Source organism: Mycolicibacterium frederiksbergense (genome assembly GCF_012223425.1).
In the GTDB taxonomy this organism is placed as follows: Bacteria; Actinomycetota; Actinomycetes; order Mycobacteriales; family Mycobacteriaceae; genus Mycobacterium; species Mycobacterium frederiksbergense.
Map to the genome: position 1 here is coordinate 1,676,665 of NZ_CP038799.1, position 18,536 is coordinate 1,695,200.

Consider the following 18,536-nt stretch of genomic DNA (forward strand, 5'->3'; position numbering starts at 1 on the left):
TGGCATTAGCCCCAGCGGCTGACACCCCGACCCCAATCCGATCGGAGTGCCATGCTCACCGTTCTCCTCGCCCATGCGGTCGCCACCGCGTTGGCGCCCCTTCTGGTAGCCAGATGGGGCCGACTGGCGTTCTACCCCTTGGCCCTGGTGCCGCTGGGATCGCTGATCTGGGTGGGGACGAACTGGCCCAGCGGGGGTCACAGCCCGACGGTTCACATCCCCTGGGTGCCGGAACTGTCCATGGACATCACGCTGCGCTTCGATTCGCTGGCCGCGATCATGAGCGTGCTGGTGCTGGCCATCGGCGCACTCGTCCTCTTCTATTGCGCCGAGTACTTCCACCACCACGAGGGGCGCATCGAAAAGCGGCTGCCCAGCTTCGCCGCCGAGCTCGTCGCCTTCTCCGGCGCGATGTTCGGCCTGGTGGTCAGCGACAACATGCTGTTGCTCTACATCTTCTGGGAAACCACCACGGTGCTGTCGTTCCTGCTGGTGGGTCACTACGCCGAACGCGCCACCAGCCGCCGCGCCGCCACCCAGGCGCTGCTGGTGACGACCTTCGGCGGGCTCGCCATGCTGGTCGGCATCATCGTCCTCGGCAACCTGTCGGGCACCTATCTGCTCTCCGAGCTCATCGCCGCACCACCGACCGGGACGGCCGCCACCATCGGTATCGCGCTCATCCTGGTCGGCGCGCTGTCCAAATCCGCCATCGTGCCCCTGCATTTCTGGCTGCCCGGCGCGATGGCCGCACCCACCCCCGTCAGCGCCTACCTGCACGCCGCCGCGATGGTGAAGGCCGGCGTCTACCTGGTCGCCCGCATGACCCCAGGGTTCGCCGACACCCCGCTGTGGAGACCCATGGTGGTGGGGCTGGGCCTACTCACCATGCTGATGGCGGGCTGGCGTGCGGTCCGCGAGTACGACCTCAAACTCATCCTGGCGTTCGGCACGGTCAGCCAGCTCGGTCTGATCACCATCATGGTCGGCGCCGGCGGGCCCGACATGATGCTGGCCGGCCTGGCCATGCTCTGCGCGCACGCCATGTTCAAGGCCGCACTGTTCATGGTGGTCGGGGTGATCGACCACGCCACCGGCACCCGCGACATCCGCAAACTCGCCGGGCTCGGCAGGCAGCACCGGCCGCTGCTGATCATCGCCGTCGGCGCCACGGCAAGCATGGCCGCGCTGCCGCCCTTCTTCGGATTCGTCGCCAAGGAAGCCGATCTGGAAACCGTGCTGCACAGCCCGGCCCTGGCCGCCGCGGCCCCGTTCGTGCTCGCCGGCATCGTCATCGGGTCGGTCTTCACCACCATCTACAGCCTGCGGTTCCTGTGGGGCGCCTTCGCCGACAAGGGACTCGACGCACCCAGCGTCCGCGTCACCCAGATGCACCGCCCGCCGGTGACCTTCCTGCTGCCGCCGGCCGTCCTCGCCGCCGCCGGTCTGGCGTTCGGGCTGTGGCCGGCCGGGCTGGACTCGGTGCTCGACGACTACGCCCGGACCATCCCCGGCCCGTCGGACTATCACCTCGCGCTGTGGCACGGGTTCGGCGTGCCACTGCTGCTGTCGGTGTTGATCCTCGCGGTCGGCACACTGGTGTTCTTCGGCCGTAACCGGTTGCCCCGGGGCAAGTCCGGATTCACCCCGCTGGGCAACGCCGACCGGATCTATGACGAGGTGATGCGGGGCCTGGACGTGCTGGCGGTGCGGTTGACGGCGCAGACCCAACGCGGTTCGCTGCCGGCCACCCAGTCGGTGATCCTCTGCACGCTGGTGCTGCTGCCGGTCGCCGCACTCCTGCTGGGTGCCCGCAACCGGCCGGAACTGGCCCTGTGGGATTCACCGCTGCAGGTGATCGTCGGTCTGGTGATCCTGGCCGCCGCCGTGGGCGCCACGGTGATGCGCAACCGGCTGGCCGCCGTCCTGCTGGTCGGCGTCACCGGCTACGGCTGCGGCGCCATCTTCGCCTTCCACGGTGCCCCCGACCTCGCGCTCACCCAGTTCCTGGTCGAGACCCTGCTACTGGTGATTTTCGTGCTGGTGCTGCGCACCCTGCCCGCCGAGGCCGATCGCTCCAACATCAACCGCAGCCGGCTCCCCCGAGCCGTGTTGTCGCTGGCGGTCGGCGCGGCCGTCACCACCCTGGCGGTCTTCGCGATGGCCGCCCGCAACACCCGCCCGATCGCCGAGTTGCTGCCCGAGGCCGCCTACTACCGCGGGCACGGCGCCAACACCGTCAACGTCCTGTTGGTCGATATCCGCGCCTGGGACACCATGGGCGAGATCTCGGTACTGGTGGTCGCCGCGACGGGTGTGGCCTCGATGGTGTTCCGTAACAGGCGTTTCGGCTCGGCTCCCCGAGTGCCCGAGGCCAAACGGAGTGCGATCGGCCAGCCCGACATCGGCCTCGCGGGCGCCTACAGCCCGGCGGCCGGCGATGTCACCTGGCTGCGCGGCAGTGAACTGCGCGACCCGCGGCACCGCTCGCTGGTGCTCGAGGTGGCCACCCGCATCATCTTCCCGCTCATCATGGTGCTCTCGGCGTACCTGTTCTTCACCGGCCACAACACGCCCGGTGGCGGTTTCGCCGGCGGGCTGACCGCCGGGCTCGCACTGGTGCTGAGGTATCTCGCCGGTGGCCGCTACGAACTCGGCGAGACGCTGCCGCTGGACGCCGGAAAGGTGCTGGGCGCCGGTCTGGCGCTCGCCGCAGGAACCGCGGTGACCTCGCTGCTGCTCGGTGCTCCGGTGCTGTCCTCGGCGGTACTGCACATCGACATACCGGTGCTCGGCCCGATCAAGCTCGTCACCGCACTGTTCTTCGACCTCGGCGTGTATCTGATCGTGGTCGGTCTTGTTCTCGACATCCTGCGCAGCCTGGGTGCCCGCGTCGATGTGGAGATGGCTCGATGATCACGTACATCGTTCCCCTCGTCCTGATCGGTGGCCTCACCAGCGCCGGGGTCTACCTGTTGCTGGAACGCACCCTGACCCGGATGTTGTTGGGGCTGTTGCTCATCGGCAACGCCGTCAACCTGCTGCTGCTCAATGTCGGTGGCCCGGCCGGCAACCCGCCGGTATACGGCCGCACCAGCAACGGCGCGCAGACCGATGCCGACCCGTTGGCCCAGGGCATGATCCTGACCGCCATCGTGATCGCGATGGGCATCGCCTCCTTCGTGCTGGCGCTGGCCTACCGGTCCTATCAGCTGACCACTCTCGAAGAGGTCGGCAACGATCCCGAGGACACCAGGGTGGCCGAGCGCGCCGACGACGATGTCGTCGACCGCGACATCCCGGATGTGGTGCCCTCACGCGATACCGACGCACCCGACGAACTCGACGCGCTGCCGGGTGCGGAGGGCTCACGCTGATGACCCTCGCCTCGATCCTCACTCCCCTGCCCGTGCTCATCCCGACCATCGCGGCGGCCATCACCATGGTCGCCGGCCGCAGTCCACGTTTGCAGCAACTGATCTCGCTGACCGCGCTGACCGCCGTGGTGGCGGTATGCGCGGCGCTGCTCTACCTGGTGGACCGCGACGGCACGGTCGCCGTCCAGGTCGGTGGTTGGGGCCAGAGTGAACCCGGGATGGGCCCGCTCGGCATCACGCTGGTGGCCGACCGGCTGTCGGTGATGATGCTGGTCGTCTCCTCGATCGTGCTGTTGGCCGTGGTCTTCTACGCCATCGGCCAGGGCATCAGCGATGGCGATGAGCGCCAACCGGTCTCGATCTTCCAACCCACCTACCTCATCCTGTCCGCGGGTGTGTGCACCGCGTTCCTGGCGGGCGACCTGTTCAACCTGTTCGTCGGTTTCGAGGTGCTGCTCGCCGCCAGCTTCGTCCTGCTGACCATCGGCGGCAGTGCCGAACGGGTCCGGGCCGGCATCTCCTACGTGATGGTATCGATGGTGTCGTCACTGATCTTCCTGATCGGTATCGCCATGGTGTACGCGGCGACCGGGACCCTCAACATGGCCGAGGTGGCAGTGCGCCTCGCTGACGTACCCGACGGCACCCGCACGGCGTTGTTCGCGGTGCTGCTGGTCGCGTTCGGCATCAAGGCCGCGGTATTCCCGCTGTCCGCCTGGCTGCCGGACTCCTACCCGACCGCGCCCGCGCCGGTGACGGCGGTGTTCGCCGGCCTGTTGACCAAGGTCGGTGTGTACGCGATCATCCGCACCCACTCACTGCTGTTCCCGGGGGGCCGACTCGATGACGTGCTGATGGTGGCGGCACTGCTGACCATGGTGGTCGGCATCCTGGGCGCCATCGCACAGAACGACATCAAACGGCTGCTGTCCTTCACCCTGGTCAGCCACATCGGCTACATGATCTTCGGTATCGCGCTGGGAAACAGTCTCGGCATGTCCGGCGCCGTCTACTACGTGGCGCACCACATCGTCGTGCAGACCACCCTGTTCCTGGTGGTGGGTCTGATCGAACGGCAGGCCGGGGCGTCGACGTTGCAACGCCTCGGCGGACTGGCCGCCGCCAGCCCGATACTGGCGTTCGTGTTCGTCATCCCGGCGCTGAATCTGGGCGGCATACCGCCGTTCTCAGGTTTCATCGGCAAGGTCGCGCTCCTCGAAGCCGGCTCCGAGGTCGGGTCCGCGCTCGCCTGGGTGCTGGTCGGTGGCGCCGTCGTCACCAGTCTGCTCACCCTGTACGCGGTGACCCGGGTATGGACTAAGGCGTTCTGGCGGGCCCGCGCGGACGCCCCGGAGGGCGATCTGTCCAACACCGTGCCCGCGGCACTGATCGACGATGACGACGACATCGCCTTCGCGGATCGCAACGATGTCGGCCGGATGCCGGTCGGGATGCTGCTGCCCACCGGGGCGCTCATTGCGGTGGGTCTGGCGCTGACGGTGTTCGCCGGGCCGATCTACCACTACAGCGAGCGGACGGCCGCGGAGATACTCGATCGCGGTCAGTACATCTCGGCGGTGTTGCAGCCATGAGGAAAGCCACGCTACGAATCTGGACACTGTGCTGGCTGACGCTGGTGTGGATCCTGTTGTGGGGCACGTTTTCAGCCGCCAACATCGCTTCCGGTCTGATGGTCGCGTTGGTGATCACGCTGCTGCTGCCGCTGCCCCGGGTGCCGGTCGAGGGCAGGGTCCGTCCGTTGGCGCTGGTGTGGCTGATCCTCTATGTCTCGGCCCAGCTGGTGGTGTCGTCGTTCCAGGTGGCCTGGCTGGCCATCAGGCCGGGGCCGCCGCCGGCCACCGCGGTGCTGCGCGCGCACCTTTCGGTCAAGTCCGATCTGGTGCTGGCGCTGGCGGCCGGCGTGTTGACCCTGATTCCGGGATCGGTGGTGTTGGAGATCGACCAGAAGCGCCGACTCCTCTACCTGCACGTGCTCGACGTGGGATCCGACGAGAACGTCGAGCGGTTCTACCGCCAGGTCAAAACGGTGGAACGACTGATGGTGGCCGCGTTCGAGCGCGACGCCGACTGGCGACCATCGGCCGAGAAGGAGGACGTCTGATGCATGTGGTGTGGATCACCGCGGCGGTGATGCTGTCGGCCGCCGCCGCGATCACGATGTACCGGCTGCTGGCCGGGCCCAGCACCCTCGACCGGCTGGTGGCCCTCGATGCCTTTGTGGCGGTGTCGATGTGCGGGATCGGGACCTGGGCGGCGTTCAGCCTGGACAGCACCGTCACCTATACGCTGACCGCGCTGGCGCTGATCAGTTTCGTCGGTTCGGTGAGCGTGGCCCGGTTCCGGGTGCCCGACCGTGAGAACAACGATCGGAGTGCCCGATGACCGCCGTCGACATCATCACCGCGGTACTCGTGCTGAGCGGTTCTACGTTGGCACTGACCGCGGCCATCGGGGTGGTGCGCTTCCCGGACACGTTGTCCCGCATGCACGCTGCGAGCAAGCCTCAGGTGCTGGGACTGCTGCTCGTGCTGGCCGGGGCCGCGGTCCGGCTCAGCGGTCATCCCGATGTCGGCATGATCATCCTGGCCGGGCTGTTCACCATCTTCACGGCGCCCGTGGTGGCCAACCGCGTCGGCCAGCTGGCCTATAGGGAACAAAATGTCCGCGAGAACATCGTCGCCGACGACCTGGCCAACAACCCGTTCCCCGATCCGAAGTAGTCACTCCGAGAGCTGGAACTCCACCATCGCCGCGACGGTCTCCACGGCCTCACTCAGCGCATCCAGCCGTGCGCGCGCACCCGGCGCGGCCAGCACGGCGTAGCGGTCGGCCTGGCCGATCGGGATGCGAGCGGCCAACGCGTACAGCCGATCTCCGGCCTCCTGGCCGGGTTCGGGTCCGCCCAGCAGGTACTCTCGCGGCGGCAGCGTCGCATTGCGGGACTCGGCGATCCGCTCGAACAGCTCCATCACGGTGTCCTCGATGGTGGCGATATCCGCCCCGGTCACCGACGGACCCGCCTCATCCGGCCACGGCACCGTCATCGCCCGCGGATAGGGCGCATCGTCGAGCCACTCGGTCACCCTGATCCGCTCGCCGAGCATGCAGCGCAACCGATACAGTCCGTCCCCCAGTTCGGCATGCTCGACGATCCGGGCCAGCACCCCGACGTCGCTGCGCACATCACCGCCACCGACTTCGCGGCCCGCCGCGATCATCACCACGCCGAACACCGGATCGCCGGCCAGGCAGTCGGAAATCATTGCGGTGTAGCGCGGCTCGAAGATCCGCAACGGCAGCTCCTCACCGGGAAGCATCGCCATCTCCAGCGGAAACATCGGTGTCATAGTTCCAGCTCCCCGACCAGCGCGTCGACGACGGCGCGCAGATCACCGTCGTGTTCCTCGGCCACCCGGCGCTGCCGCTGATAAGACCCACCGCCCCGGTAGATCCCGGACACCCGCGCCAATTCGTCCGCGCAACCCAGGCTCACCGCCACCGACTCGAGCCGGTTCAGCAGGTCGTCGAGATCATCGGTGACCAGACGCTCGTTGCTGTCGGCATCCAGAATGATCTCCGCGTCCAGTCCGTAACGCGCTGCGCGCCATTTGTTCTCCTGTACATGCCAGGGCGGCATGGTCGGCAGCTGCTCGCCGGCGTCGAGCCGGCGGTCCAGGTCGACGATCAGGCAATGAGTCAGCGCGACCAGAGCGCCGAGTTCGGCGATATTGGACACCCCGTCGAAGATCCGCACCTCGATGGTTCCCAGATGAGGCGAAGGCCGGATATCCCAGCGGATTTCGTTCATGTGGTCGATGATGCCGGTCTTCTTCTGGTCGTGAACGAAGCCTTCGAACTGCGACCACTCCTGGAACTGGAACGGCAGTCCGGCAGTGGGCAGCTGCTGGAACATCATCGCCCGGTTGCTGGCGTAGCCGGTGTCGCCGCCGTCCCAGTACGGCGACGACGCCGACAGCGCGAGCAGATGCGGATACTGGTTGAGCAGTGAGGTGATGATGGGCATCACCTTGTGCGCCGAGGAGATTCCGACGTGCACGTGCACGCCCCAGATCAGCATCTGACGGCCCCACCACTGGGTGCGCTTGATCAGCTCCGCGTAACGCGGTCCCTCGGTGAGCTGCTGGGTGGACCACTCCGCGAACGGGTGGGTGCCCGCGCAGAACAGCTCCATCCCGCGTTCCCGCGCAATGCGGCGCACCGGGACCAGGGTGTCGTGCAGGTCGGTCATCGCCTCCGGGACGGTCTCGCAGATCCCGGTGACGATCTCGACGGTATTGCGCAGCAATTCCTTGTGCACATGCGGGGTTTCGCCGATCTCGGCGATCACCGCGGCGGCCTCGTTGGTCAGGTCACGGGTGTGCGCATCGACCAGCGCGAACTCCCATTCGACACCGACCGTCGGCCGGGGTGACCCGGCGAAATCGATTCGGCTGGGACTACTCCGCGGAGATGACACCGCAGGCCACCCGGCCGCCGGCGTCACCCGTTGACAGCGTCTGCTGGTCAGGACCGGGGGTGCCGTTGACCTGCTGGTACTTCTCGGCAGGGATGTTCCCGAAGTTGTCGGCCTTCTCGTGGATGACGATCGCGGTCTTGGTCCCCGTGAGCAGTTCCTCGGCGGTGAAGGCGTCGGTCGTGGTCACCAGTTTCGCCGAGCCGTCGCCGCGGACCTGCAACGAGCTGAGGTCGCCGCTGGAGGGATGCCCGGAGTGTCCCTCGGCCTGGAAGTGCCCACCGGCACTGGTGAAATCGCCCTCACAGGAGCCGACCTGATGGATGTGCAGGCCGTGGAAGCCCGGCGTCAGTTCGCCGGCAGTGGTGGTCTCGACGGTGACGGTCGCGAAACCGTCGGTGAATTCGATCGTGGCGGTGGCCACCTCGGTGCCGTCCGCTGCCGCCAGGTTCGCGGTCAGCGTCTCGCCACTGGTCGCGCCGGAACCGTGGGCACCGCCATGGGCGGCCTCGCCGGACGGCGTCGGTGATGGCGATCCGGTCCACACCGGCGGAGTGGTGCCCGGCTCAGTGGCGACCGGCTCGTTGGGCGCGCACGCAGCGGCGATCGGGACGATGACGGCGGCAGCGGCGAGAAGGCGAATCGTGGCTGAGATCGGCATGTCCGAGAGCCTAGCCGGTGACCACCACGATGACGCCCGGTGGTTGCTCGACGAGTTCGGGGCGTCTCGGCTCGACCGGCGCTTCCAACAGCCTGCCGACGTCCTCGGCGGCCTCACGCTCGCCCGGTGCCTCCCCGAAGTACACCGTCGTCACCGGTACGCCCTCCAGCACGAGGTTCCCGGTCTCGGTGACATTCCACTCGGCATCGCGCAGGCGGGTGGCCGTCCCTTCGGCCGCGCCGGGCACCTCGGAGATGTTGAACACCCGGACATCGGTCCTGGCCTGCTCGGGATCCGGGGAGGGTTCCGCGCTGGTGGTGGCGCTGCTGGTGGTGGTGCTCACCACGGCGGCATCGCCGTCGTCATCGTCGTCGGGACCCATGTACTGGAGGGCAACCAGCAGGAACACCACGCCGAGAAAGAGCAGCACCATGACCATGGCGCGCAGAGGCAGCCCGGAAGAGTCTCGCTGGTTCATCGGGGGCAAGCCTAACGGCTCAGGTGATGTCGAAGCCGAGCCGCCGGGCCGCCTTCGCCTTCTGCCGGCTCGCCCGCACCCGTCGCAACCGCTTGACCAGCATCGGGTCGGCGGCCAGGGCCTCGGGACGGTCCACCAAAGCGTTGAGCACCTGGTAGTAACGAGTCGCCGACATCGAGAAGAGCTCTTTGATGGCGTCTTCCTTGGACCCCGCGTACTTCCACCACTGGCGTTCGAACGCCAGGATGTCGTGTTCGCGGCGGGTCAGCCCGTCCGCAGGTTCGGAGTCGTCCCCGGATTGGCCGGTCCGCGCGATGGCGCCATCCATATCGCTCTCAGGACCCTTCCGATAACTCGCAAATGACATTCATGTGGTTCGGCGATCATTCAATCACGGCCCCGGTAGTTGAGGCGTGATCGTTACCCGCGCGTCGGCTGACTTAAGCTAACCAACCGTGGCTGTCGTACCAATCCGCATTGTGGGAGATCCCGTCCTGCACACCCCGACCACTCCCGTGCCTGTCGCCGCCGACGGTTCGGTTCCGGCCGAACTGGCCGAGCTGATCGCCGACATGTACGACACCATGGACGCAGCAAACGGTGTCGGCCTGGCCGCCAACCAGATCGGGCGCACCGAGCGGGTGTTCGTCTACGACTGCGCCGAGGACCGTGGCAAGACCGCGCGCCGGCGCGGCGTGATCATCAACCCGGTGCTGGAGACCTCCGAGGTCCCCGAGACGATGCCCGACCCCGACGACGATGACGAGGGCTGCCTGTCGGTGCCCGGCGAGTCGTTCCCGACGGGCCGCGCGGACTGGGCCAGGGTGACCGGCCTGGACGCCGACGGCACCGAGATCACGCTGGAGGGCACCGGCCTGTTCGCCCGGATGCTGCAGCACGAGACCGGCCACCTGGACGGGTTCACCTATCTGGACCGCCTGATCGGCAGGCACGCGCGCGCCGCCAAGCGGATGGTGAAATCGAACCAGTGGGGGGTACCGGGGCTCAGTTGGCTGCCCGGCGAGGATCCCGACCCGTTCGGCCACTAGCTTGATCCACGACGCCGCCATGCCGTCCGTCGGCAGCCGGGTGTCCCTGCGCTACCGGACCCCCAGCGCTCTGAACGACGCCGCCCTGACCGACGTGGTCGGGCACCTGGAGGCACTCGAGCCCGTCGTGGTGGTGCGCACCAAGTCCGGTGACGCCGTCGAGATCCACCCGGCCGACGTGGTGTCGGTGCGCGAACTCTCGCACGCACCCGTGCGCAATTCCGAGATCCGCACCCTGGAACATGCCGCCGCGCTGGCCTGGCCCGGTACCGACCAGCACTGGCGCGACGGCTGGCTGCTGCGTGCCGGCGGCGGACACACCAGCCGGGCCAACTCGGCTGTCCCGCTGCTTTTCTCGTCGAACACCGAGGCGCTGCCCGACATCATTGCCTGGTACGCCCAGCGCGACCTGGAGCCTTGGCTGGCCCTGCCGGAGCGGCTGTTGCCCGTCAAGGCCGCGGGCATCAAACCGACCCGCATGCTGGTCCGCGATATCCCCCAGGTCCCCTTCCCCGTCGCTGCGCTCGCCCAGGTCCCCTCCCCCGACGTCACGCTGACTCCCGAGCCGGGCACCGACTGGCTGCAGACCTACCAGCGCGATGTCCCCATCGACATCCTGACCGCCGTCGTCGACGGCTCCGTCACGTTCGCCTCGGTGGGGGACGGGGCGAGCGCAGCGACGGGAAGAATCCACGCGGTCGGCCGGGGCGCGGTCACCACCGCGCCGGACGGCACCTGCTGGCTCGGCGTGTCGTGCGTGCGTGTCGCGGAAGCGTCGCGGCGCACCGGACTGGCCCGCGCAATCTGCTCGGCGCTGCAGGCCTGGGGCGCCGAACAGGGCGCGACCCGCGCCTATGTCCAGGTCCTCGACGACAACCGGCCGGCGCTGACGCTCTACGAGTCCGCCGGATTCCGGCTCCATCACCGTCACCGCTATGTGCGCGCAGATAGCCTCGTGCCCCATGCGTGAGTTACTCGATGCCAACCGCGAGGTGCAGGGCTCGCGCGCGCTGCGGCTGCTGGCCACCTCGAACCTCGCGGTGTACGCCACGCTGATGGAACGCCACCTGTTCGAGGGTCTGGTCGGCGAGACCGAGCTGGTGGTCCGGCTGGAACGCGACCTGGACGCGCTCCACGAGACCGGCGAACAGTCCGGTCTCGCGCTGATCAAGACGTGGGCCAGTCAGGGCTGGCTGCACCGTGTCGCGAGCGGGGAGCGCAACATCTGCTACCTCACCCAGGATGCGCGCCGCGCCCTGGACTTCGTGCGCGGGATGCGCCGCAACGACACCATCGCCACCGGCGGCTCCATCAACGGCATCGCCTCCCGGCTCAAGCAGGTCGCGATCCGCGTCGGTGACGACCCGGACCGGATCCGGCAGGGCATCGAGGCCGAGATCGCGGTGCTGCACGCCGAGCTCGACGAGCTCGACGCCGGCCTGCGGCCCGAACCCGACGTCACCGCCATGCACGACGAGGCCCGCGCCATTGCGATGCAGATGGAACGCCTGATCACCGATATCGGGCTGTACGGCACCATGATCGAGCAGGCCACCGCGGCGCTGGACGACCCGATAGACACCAATGTCGAATACCGCGACCGGCAGCGCCAGATGTATGCCGACTACCAGGCGGCCTGGGATTCCGCGGGCCGCGATTCGCATCGGGCGTTCCTGCGAATGATCAACGACCCCGATCAGCGGGCCGAGCTCGAGGCAGACATCGCCACCGTGGCCGCCACCCTCCCCGAACTCGATCCAGCGCTGCGCAAGGTGATGGCCGGATTCTTCGAGCTGGTCGGCCACCAGATCGACGAGGTCGAGCGCATCCAGCAGCGCTGCGCCCAGCGGGTCAAGCGGTTCACCGCGTTCGGCACACTGGAGCAGACACGTGGGGTGGCCCGTCAGCTCAACGAGGCCATCGGCACCGCGCGGGCCCTGCTCAAGGAGTCGTTCACCGACTCCCGTCTTCCCATCGAGGTGCCGTTGGCCCGGCATACGATCAGTTCGGTCGGAGCACTGAGCTTCCGGATCAACGACCTGTCCGCGCCCAAGCCCGCCGAAGCAGCCGACGGCGAGGTGGACCTGACCACCTTCTCGTCGCTGACCACCCAGGTCGATGCACCCGCGCTGTCGCAGATGCTGAATTCGTCACTGCCGGTGTCACTTCCGGATGCACTGGCCATGCTGGACACACCGTACCTCGGGCACGTGATCGTGCTCTGGTCGTGGGCGCTCAAGCAACCGTCCACCACTGTCCCTTCTTCCTTCGAGTCACCCGCCCGTGTCCGGTTCCACTCGCTGGACGGCCATGACCGCGAGATGGAGATTCCGCACCTGATGTTCACCGAACCCGTCCTGGATGGCGCCTCATGACCGACGCTGCGCCAGCAAAACCAGAAATCGATTTCGCGTCCCTGCCCGACGTGGACACGACGGGCCGCGCGCCCCAGCAACGGCGTCCACGTTTCGACGGCGATGTCAGCGCCATGCCCGACCGCGCCTGCTGGGCGCTGCAGCACCTGCTGACCCGGCGCTATGTCAGCAGCGAGTCCGATCCGGACATCTACAGCTGGATCCTGGAGTACCGCAATGATCTGTCGATCCGGTTGTCGGAGTTGGATCTTGCGCTCCGGATCGCCGAGCAGGTCGACATCGCCTTCATCGAGCAGGCCCGCTACGAACCGACCAGGGGCGCCAAGCTGCTACGCCGCGAGCCGCTGGGCACCTACGACTCCATCCTGGCGTTGCACCTGGCCCAGATGATGCGCGCCGGTGGGGATTCCAGCTTCCTGATCACCCGCGATGAGGTGCACGGGCTGTTTTCCGGTGTACTCAACGACACCGACCGCGACACCGTCACCTTCACCGCGCGTGTCGACGCGGCCATCGCCCGCCTCGCCGGGTTGGACATCCTGCGCAAGACCCGCGATGACGAGGACAGCTACACCGTCAGCCCGGTGATCACCGCGATCATGACGGCCTCGGTCATCACCGAACTGCAGCAGCAGTTCGAGCAGTTGCTGAAGGGCGGTTCGGAATGAGTGAGCAGTTCCACCTGTCCCGGCTGCAGGTCATCAACTGGGGTGTCTTCGACGGCTACCACTCGGTGCCCATCAGCGCCGGCGGATCGCTGATCGCCGGGGCCTCCGGCAGCGGCAAATCCTCCCTGCTGGACGCCATCTCGCTCGGGTTCCTGCCGTTCAACCGGCGCAACTTCAACGCCTCGGGTGACAACACCGCCGCCGGTTCCAGCGCCGGGCGACGCACCGTGGACAAGTACGTGCGCGGCGCCTGGGGGCAGCGCAGCGACGCCGGGGTGAGCCAGGTCATCTATCTGCGTGGCGACGGCACCACCTGGTCGGCGGTCGCGGTGACCTACACCAGCAACACCGGCCGCTCGATCACCGGACTCGTGCTCAAATGGCTCACCGGCGAGTCGCGTTCGGACTCGTCGAGCAGGTTCGTGCTCGGCGACGGCGATATCGACATCGAAGAGGTCTGCAACCGTTGGGCGGCCGGCCGTTTCGACAGTAGCGCCTTCAAAGATGGCGGCTGGCGGTTCTCCACCAAGGTGGAATCCCAGTACCTGGCCCAGCTGTACGCCTCCATCGGGATCCGCGCCTCCGAGGCCGCCCAGCAGCTGCTCGGAAAGGCCAAGTCGCTCAAGAGCGTCGGCGGTCTGGAACAGTTCGTCCGCGATTTCATGCTCGACGAACCCGACAGCCTGGCCCGGCTGCCCGAAGCCCTCAAGCAGATCGACCCGCTGGTGGAGGCCCGCGAGTTGCTGGCGGTCGCTCAGCGCAAGCGCAAGATCCTCGGCGATATCGAGACCATCCAGATCCGCTACGCGTCGGAGTCCTCCGATCTCGGCATCATCGACCTCGTCGACACGCAGATGGTGCGTGCCCACACCGATCATGTCCGGCTGCAGCAGTGCCCCGCCCAGGTCGAGAACCTCGACGGCACCATCGACCAACTGGAGAACGAGTACGGCGACCTGACCCGGCAGCTCAATCTGGCCAAGGCCGAGGGTGACTCGCTCAACGCCCAGATCAGCGGTGCCAGCACCAACGTCGGCCCGCTGCAATCGCAGGTGGCCGCCGCCGAGGCGCAGGCCGAGGAGATCACCCGGCGCTACGCCGCCTACGAGGAGATGGTCACCGCTCAGGGCCTGCCGGTCCCCGAGACCGCGGACGAATTCTGGAATCTGCGTGAGGATCTCAGCAAGCAGGCGGCCGGGCTCGCGGTGAAGCTGGAACGCGGCCGGGAAGCCTCCACCGACGCCGAATACGCCCAGAAGGCGGCACGGATCGCGCGCGATCACGCCGCCAAGGAGCTCAAACGCGTCGAACAGGTAGGTTCGGCGCTGCCGGAGTTCGCGGTCACCATGCGCGAACACATCTGCACGGCAGTGGGTATCGACCCCTCGGCGCTGCCCTATGTCGCCGAGCTGATGGATCTTCGTCCCGAGGAGAACCGCTGGCGCGCCGCGGTCGAGAAGGTGCTGCGCTCGGTCGGGCTGCGACTGCTCGTGCCCGATGAGCACTACGCCAAGGTGCTGCGCTTCGTCAACGAGACCAACATGCGTGGGCGGCTCGCGCTGCACCATGTGCGGATCAACGCCCCCGACCGCGCCCCCGAGCAGAACACGCTGGCGGGCAAGCTGTTTGTCGTCAAACCCGACCATCCTTGCGCGGCCGAGGCGCTCGACGTCCTCAGCGCCGCAGGTGATCACATCTGTGTGGACACCCCGGACCTGTTCACCCGGTTCCGCCGCGCGGTTACCGATGCCGGCCTGTACAAGGACTCCGATCGGTTGGCCATCAAGGACGACCGCCGGGCCCTCAAACCGTCCGAATACATCTACCAGGGCGATATCACCGCCAAGCTGGACGCACTGACCGCCGAATTGGCGGAAGCCGAAGAGACTTTCACGCAGGCACGTCAGGCCGCCGACGATATCGCTGCCGGACGCCAGCAGTGGCGGGACCGCGCCGCGGCCTGCAAGGCGATCTGCGAGCAGTTCCCGCAGTGGAGCCAGATCGACACCGAGACCGCCGACGGGCATGCCGACCGGTTGCGCGAGCAGTACGACCTGCTGATGGCCGACAATCCCGACGTGGAGGCGCTCAGCGTCCGCGCCGAGGAGTGCTGGAACGACATCCAGACCCTGATGACGCGACGCGGGGCCGTCCAGACCCGGCGCGACGATCTCGACGGGCGCCGCACCCGGCTGATGGATCTGCAGGACCGGTTGGCCCCGGCGGCGATCTCGGATGCCGCCACCGACCTGCTGCGGCGCTATTCCGCCGAGGTACCGGTCGCCCTGGAGCTGCTGAACCCGGAACCGCACCGCGAGGCTCTCCTGGGCGCGATCCGCCGCGAGCGTGATCAGCTCACCGAAAGCCGCAGGCGGTCCCATGACGAACTGGCGCGCATCATCGCCACCTTCGACACGTCGTTCCCCGATGCCATTCCCAATGACTCTGCGGATTTCGACGAGCGGGTCCACGATTACGTCGCCGTCTGCCGCCACATCGATGAACGCGAGCTTCCGGACGCCTATGACCGGATGATGCGCCTGATCACCGAGCAGGCCCCCGATGCCATCCTGACCCTGCACCGGGTGGCCGAGCAGGAGACCCGGCGGATCAGCGACCAGATCGACAGGGTCAACACCGGTTTGGGTTCGGTGGAGTTCAACCGCGGGACCCGGTTGACGCTGCGCGCCACCCCTCGCAGCCTGGTCGCGGTGGCCGAGCTCACCGATATCGTCAAGTCCATCTCGCGCCGCATCGCCGAGGTCGGCCTCGGCGACAAGAAGGCGATCCTGGATCAGTACGCAGACATTCTGCGGCTTCGCAATCGCCTGGCCGGCAACAGTCCTGAGGACCGAGCCTGGACCCGCGACGCTCTCGATGTGCGCAACCGGTTCACCTTCGACTGTGCCGAGTGGGATGTGCGCAGCGAGGAACTGATCCGGACGCACAGCAACGCCGGCGACAACTCCGGCGGCGAGCAGGAGAAGTTGATGGCGTTCTGTCTCGCGGGCGCGCTGAGCTTCAACCTGGCCAATCCCGAAAGCGGGGACAACAAACCGGTTTTTGCACAGCTGATGCTGGACGAGGCGTTCTCCAAGTCCGATCCGCAGTTCGCCCAGCAGGCCCTGCAGGCGTTCCGCAAGTTCGGGTTCCAGCTCGTCATCGTCGCGACCGTGCAGAACGCCACCACCATCCAGCCCTATATCGATGGGGTGGTCATGGTGTCCAAGACCGAGGCGACCGGCCGGAATGCCCGCCCCGTCGCGTCGGTCGCGACCAAGACGATCAGCGATTTCACCGCGCTGCGTAAAGAACTCAAGATCCCGGAGCCCGTCTGATGCGTATTGCCACCTGGAACGTCAACTCCATTCGCACCCGGGTGGACCGGGTGACCGACTGGTTGTCGCGCGCCGATGTCGACGTGCTGGCGATGCAGGAGACCAAGTGCACCGATGCGCAGTTCCCGGCGATGCCGTTCGCCGCGCTCGGTTACGAGATCGCCCATGTGGGGCTCAACCAGTGGAACGGGGTGGCGATCGCCTCCCGGGTCGGACTGGACAACGTGGAGATCGGCTTCGACGGCCAGCCCGAATGGCAGGCGCTGGCCGAGGCCAGGGCCATCGGCGCGACGTGCGGCGGAGTGCGGGTCTGGAGCCTCTACATCCCCAACGGCCGCACTCTGGCCGACCCGCACTACCCGTACAAGCTGGAATGGCTTGCCGCCCTGCGTGACAGCGCATCCAAGTGGATCGCCGACGATCCGTCGCTGCCGGTGGCGCTGACGGGTGACTGGAACATCGCCCCCACCGACGAGGACGTCTGGGATCCGGCGTTCTTCGAGGGCTCAACCCATGTCTCGGCACCTGAGCGCGCGGCCTTCCAGGCCATGGTCGACGCCGGATTCACCGATGTGGTGCGACCGTACACGCCGGGGCCGGGGGTCTACACCTACTGGGACTACACCCAGCTGCGGTTCCCGAAGAAGCAGGGCATGCGCATCGACTTCATCCTCGGATCCGCCGCACTCAGCGAGCGGGTGACCCACGCCGAGATCGTCCGCGAGGAACGAAAAGGCAAGTCGCCCAGTGATCATGCCCCCGTACTGATCGAGGTGTCGTGATGGATCTGCTGCCGAAGGCCACCCTGTCGGACAACGATGTCGCCGACGCGCTCGCCCGTGCCGCGGTGCTGTCCGAGCTGATCCTGGATGTGCTCGCAGAGTTCGACCCGCTCGGAGTCCGGCAACATCTCGAATTTCTCGAGGTGCCCGGTACCGAGGCGTGGGAGGCCAAGAGCCGCGGCGAACGGGTCAGCTGGTGGATCTGGCGGGTGGGTCTGCTGGACACCGTCGCGGTGGCCTGGCCCGGCGCCCTCGGTGCACTGGCCAGCCGGTTGCCGATCCAGGATCTGCTGGGCTTCGCCGGCCAGACGCTCATTCTGTGCGCGGTGGCACGCGAGTATGAGCTGACCGACCGGAAAGACCAGGTGCGGATGCTGGCGTCGGTGCTGTGTGGGCGCGAGATCCCCGACCCACCGCTGCCGGACACCGACGAGCCGTGGCCGGACAATATCGTGCAGAAACTGTGGCACCTGGCCGGCATCCTCAACGCCGTCGGCGATGAGCTCGGCAAGCGGCCGCACCCGCGGCAGATCTTCCGCTATATCGGCATGCTCCCGGTGATCGGGGCGGTCGCCGCCTACCTCGGCGAGTACGGCGCCCTGCACCGCGCCGCCAAGGCCGCCGAATCGTGGATCACGAAGGCTTGACGCCGACGGTGATCAGATCGGAGACCGGCGTCCACACCGGCCGGCGTACCCGATGCTGTTCCTCGACCCGGAACCCGGCCTCCACGAACAGCTTTCGCATCGCGTCCGGAGTCGGCGCGTGCGCCGGAGCGCCCAGGCCCGCCGACAGTGCGTGCAGCGGTGGGAACGCCTGACGCGGGCTCATGGTGGTGACGGCGACGATGCCGCCCGGCGTCAGCACCCGGTGGAACTCGCTGAGCGCCGCGGGCTGATCAAAGAAGTGGAAGGCCGAGGTGGTCACCACCGCGTCCAGGAAGCCGTCCTCGAAGGGCAGCTGCTCGGCCGGCGACGACATCCAGCGCACCCGATCAGAGCGCTGACGGGCCTGGGCGAGCATGCCGTCGGACATGTCGAGGCCGTACACCTCGTCGGGGCGCAGGTCCCGCTGGATGCGGGCGGCCAGGATGCCGGTGCCGCACGCGACATCGGCGATCTGCCGGGATCCGTGGCTGCGGAGCTGTTCGATGACTTCGTCCTGGGCGGGCTTGTAGACAAAGCGCTGTAGGCACGCCGTGTCATAGGCCGGGGCGGCGAAACTCCAGAACCGGGTGATCGCGTCGTTGAGGGCCCTGCGCTGAATGGTCGTCACCGAGCCGAGTGTAGGCGCTGGCGTCCCACCGATTGGTC

Annotated in this window: 19 protein-coding genes; 13 read left to right on the plus strand and 6 right to left on the minus strand. The window is 67.6% G+C overall.

The window, feature by feature from the left end; translation table 11 throughout:
- Window positions 1-51 precede the first annotated feature (51 nt).
- From EXE63_RS11110 to mnhG, 6 genes are read left to right on the plus strand one after another with little or no spacing between them, the layout of a single operon-like run.
- Window positions 52-2,916 (plus strand): Na+/H+ antiporter subunit A, encoded by a 2,865-nt coding sequence (locus EXE63_RS11110; protein WP_168141998.1) that lies wholly within the window; start codon window positions 52-54, stop codon window positions 2,914-2,916.
- Window positions 2,913-3,377 (plus strand): Na(+)/H(+) antiporter subunit C, encoded by a 465-nt coding sequence (locus tag EXE63_RS11115; RefSeq protein WP_105364945.1) that lies wholly within the window; start codon window positions 2,913-2,915, stop codon window positions 3,375-3,377. Before EXE63_RS11110 ends, EXE63_RS11115 begins: the two co-directional genes overlap by 4 nt.
- Window positions 3,377-4,969: a Na+/H+ antiporter subunit D gene (locus EXE63_RS11120; RefSeq protein WP_105364946.1), complete on the plus strand. Its 1,593-nt coding sequence runs from the start codon at window positions 3,377-3,379 to the stop codon at window positions 4,967-4,969. The genes EXE63_RS11115 and EXE63_RS11120 overlap by 1 nt, the downstream gene beginning before the upstream one ends.
- Window positions 4,966-5,499, plus strand: a complete 534-nt coding sequence (locus EXE63_RS11125; protein ID WP_168141999.1) for a Na+/H+ antiporter subunit E — start codon at window positions 4,966-4,968, stop codon at window positions 5,497-5,499. The genes EXE63_RS11120 and EXE63_RS11125 overlap by 4 nt, the downstream gene beginning before the upstream one ends.
- Complete coding sequence (locus EXE63_RS11130; RefSeq protein ID WP_168142000.1) at window positions 5,499-5,780, plus strand: monovalent cation/H+ antiporter complex subunit F; 282 nt, start codon at window positions 5,499-5,501, stop codon at window positions 5,778-5,780. The genes EXE63_RS11125 and EXE63_RS11130 overlap by 1 nt, the downstream gene beginning before the upstream one ends.
- Complete coding sequence (mnhG, locus tag EXE63_RS11135) at window positions 5,777-6,118, plus strand: monovalent cation/H(+) antiporter subunit G (RefSeq protein ID WP_168142001.1); 342 nt, start codon at window positions 5,777-5,779, stop codon at window positions 6,116-6,118. The genes EXE63_RS11130 and mnhG overlap by 4 nt, the downstream gene beginning before the upstream one ends.
- Here mnhG and EXE63_RS11140 read toward each other — a convergent pair whose 3' ends face one another.
- From EXE63_RS11140 to napA, 5 genes are read right to left on the minus strand one after another with little or no spacing between them, the layout of a single operon-like run.
- Window positions 6,119-6,736 (minus strand): LON peptidase substrate-binding domain-containing protein, encoded by a 618-nt coding sequence (locus EXE63_RS11140; protein ID WP_210000693.1) that lies wholly within the window; start codon window positions 6,734-6,736, stop codon window positions 6,119-6,121. It lies immediately after the preceding gene.
- Window positions 6,737-6,741: 5 nt separating this feature from the next.
- Window positions 6,742-7,875, minus strand: coding sequence for a glutamate--cysteine ligase (locus EXE63_RS11145; protein ID WP_168142003.1), 1,134 nt, complete (start codon window positions 7,873-7,875; stop codon window positions 6,742-6,744).
- Entirely contained in the window at window positions 7,856-8,533 is a 678-nt protein-coding gene (gene sodC, locus EXE63_RS11150; protein WP_168142004.1) for a superoxide dismutase[Cu-Zn], read from the minus strand. Before sodC ends, EXE63_RS11145 begins: the two co-directional genes overlap by 20 nt.
- A gap of 10 nt (window positions 8,534-8,543) precedes the next feature.
- Complete coding sequence (locus EXE63_RS11155; protein ID WP_168142005.1) at window positions 8,544-9,011, minus strand: LytR C-terminal domain-containing protein; 468 nt, start codon at window positions 9,009-9,011, stop codon at window positions 8,544-8,546.
- Between the two features lie 19 nt (window positions 9,012-9,030).
- Window positions 9,031-9,339 (minus strand): nucleoid-associated protein NapA, encoded by a 309-nt coding sequence (gene napA / locus EXE63_RS11160; protein WP_019513723.1) that lies wholly within the window; start codon window positions 9,337-9,339, stop codon window positions 9,031-9,033.
- 127 nt (window positions 9,340-9,466) lie between these two features.
- On the opposite strand from napA, the gene EXE63_RS11165 reads away from it, so the two are divergent.
- Genes EXE63_RS11165 through EXE63_RS11195 form a run of 7 tightly spaced genes read left to right on the plus strand, consistent with a single transcriptional unit; the run spans window position 9,467 to window position 17,870 of the window.
- On the plus strand, window positions 9,467-10,060 hold the full coding sequence (locus EXE63_RS11165; RefSeq protein ID WP_168142006.1) for a peptide deformylase: 594 nt from the start codon (window positions 9,467-9,469) through the stop codon (window positions 10,058-10,060).
- A 19-nt stretch (window positions 10,061-10,079) separates the two neighbouring features.
- Window positions 10,080-11,030, plus strand: a complete 951-nt coding sequence (locus tag EXE63_RS11170) for an N-acetylglutamate synthase, CG3035 family (protein ID WP_168142007.1) — start codon at window positions 10,080-10,082, stop codon at window positions 11,028-11,030.
- On the plus strand, window positions 11,023-12,435 hold the full coding sequence (locus EXE63_RS11175; RefSeq protein WP_210000445.1) for a DUF3375 domain-containing protein: 1,413 nt from the start codon (window positions 11,023-11,025) through the stop codon (window positions 12,433-12,435). The genes EXE63_RS11170 and EXE63_RS11175 overlap by 8 nt, the downstream gene beginning before the upstream one ends.
- Window positions 12,432-13,103, plus strand: a complete 672-nt coding sequence (locus tag EXE63_RS11180; protein WP_168142009.1) for a DUF4194 domain-containing protein — start codon at window positions 12,432-12,434, stop codon at window positions 13,101-13,103. The genes EXE63_RS11175 and EXE63_RS11180 overlap by 4 nt, the downstream gene beginning before the upstream one ends.
- Window positions 13,100-16,441 (plus strand): ATP-binding protein, encoded by a 3,342-nt coding sequence (locus tag EXE63_RS11185; protein WP_168142010.1) that lies wholly within the window; start codon window positions 13,100-13,102, stop codon window positions 16,439-16,441. Before EXE63_RS11180 ends, EXE63_RS11185 begins: the two co-directional genes overlap by 4 nt.
- A complete protein-coding gene (locus EXE63_RS11190) occupies window positions 16,441-17,223 on the plus strand; it encodes an exodeoxyribonuclease III (RefSeq protein WP_168142011.1) in 783 nt (260 codons plus the stop codon). Before EXE63_RS11185 ends, EXE63_RS11190 begins: the two co-directional genes overlap by 1 nt.
- Window positions 17,223-17,870 carry a hypothetical protein gene (locus EXE63_RS11195; RefSeq protein ID WP_168142012.1) on the plus strand — a complete coding sequence of 216 codons (648 nt, stop codon included), beginning with the start codon at window positions 17,223-17,225 and terminating at the stop codon, window positions 17,868-17,870. The genes EXE63_RS11190 and EXE63_RS11195 overlap by 1 nt, the downstream gene beginning before the upstream one ends.
- On the opposite strand, the gene EXE63_RS11200 is transcribed toward EXE63_RS11195, so the two are convergent.
- Window positions 17,857-18,498 carry a class I SAM-dependent methyltransferase gene (locus EXE63_RS11200; protein WP_168142013.1) on the minus strand — a complete coding sequence of 214 codons (642 nt, stop codon included), beginning with the start codon at window positions 18,496-18,498 and terminating at the stop codon, window positions 17,857-17,859. The genes EXE63_RS11195 and EXE63_RS11200 overlap by 14 nt on opposite strands.
- Window positions 18,499-18,536: the final 38 nt, after the last annotated feature.

What these genes read in the sequence shown, in the direction of transcription:
- EXE63_RS11110 (WP_168141998.1), top strand. Translation starts at nt 52, where the DNA reads ATGCTCACCGTTCTCCTCGCCCATGCGGTCGCCACCGCGTTGGCGCCC.
- EXE63_RS11115 (WP_105364945.1), top strand. Translation starts at nt 2,913, where the DNA reads ATGATCACGTACATCGTTCCCCTCGTCCTGATCGGTGGCCTCACCAGC.
- EXE63_RS11120 (WP_105364946.1), top strand. Translation starts at nt 3,377, where the DNA reads ATGACCCTCGCCTCGATCCTCACTCCCCTGCCCGTGCTCATCCCGACC.
- EXE63_RS11125 (WP_168141999.1), top strand. Translation starts at nt 4,966, where the DNA reads ATGAGGAAAGCCACGCTACGAATCTGGACACTGTGCTGGCTGACGCTG.
- EXE63_RS11130 (WP_168142000.1), top strand. Translation starts at nt 5,499, where the DNA reads ATGCATGTGGTGTGGATCACCGCGGCGGTGATGCTGTCGGCCGCCGCC.
- mnhG (WP_168142001.1), top strand. Translation starts at nt 5,777, where the DNA reads ATGACCGCCGTCGACATCATCACCGCGGTACTCGTGCTGAGCGGTTCT.
- EXE63_RS11140 (WP_210000693.1), bottom strand. Translation starts at nt 6,736, where the DNA reads ATGTTTCCGCTGGAGATGGCGATGCTTCCCGGTGAGGAGCTGCCGTTG.
- sodC (WP_168142004.1), bottom strand. Translation starts at nt 8,533, where the DNA reads ATGCCGATCTCAGCCACGATTCGCCTTCTCGCCGCTGCCGCCGTCATC.
- EXE63_RS11155 (WP_168142005.1), bottom strand. Translation starts at nt 9,011, where the DNA reads ATGAACCAGCGAGACTCTTCCGGGCTGCCTCTGCGCGCCATGGTCATG.
- napA (WP_019513723.1), bottom strand. Translation starts at nt 9,339, where the DNA reads ATGGATGGCGCCATCGCGCGGACCGGCCAATCCGGGGACGACTCCGAA.
- EXE63_RS11170 (WP_168142007.1), top strand. Translation starts at nt 10,080, where the DNA reads ATGCCGTCCGTCGGCAGCCGGGTGTCCCTGCGCTACCGGACCCCCAGC.
- EXE63_RS11175 (WP_210000445.1), top strand. Translation starts at nt 11,023, where the DNA reads ATGCGTGAGTTACTCGATGCCAACCGCGAGGTGCAGGGCTCGCGCGCG.
- EXE63_RS11180 (WP_168142009.1), top strand. Translation starts at nt 12,432, where the DNA reads ATGACCGACGCTGCGCCAGCAAAACCAGAAATCGATTTCGCGTCCCTG.
- EXE63_RS11185 (WP_168142010.1), top strand. Translation starts at nt 13,100, where the DNA reads ATGAGTGAGCAGTTCCACCTGTCCCGGCTGCAGGTCATCAACTGGGGT.
- EXE63_RS11190 (WP_168142011.1), top strand. Translation starts at nt 16,441, where the DNA reads ATGCGTATTGCCACCTGGAACGTCAACTCCATTCGCACCCGGGTGGAC.
- EXE63_RS11195 (WP_168142012.1), top strand. Translation starts at nt 17,223, where the DNA reads ATGGATCTGCTGCCGAAGGCCACCCTGTCGGACAACGATGTCGCCGAC.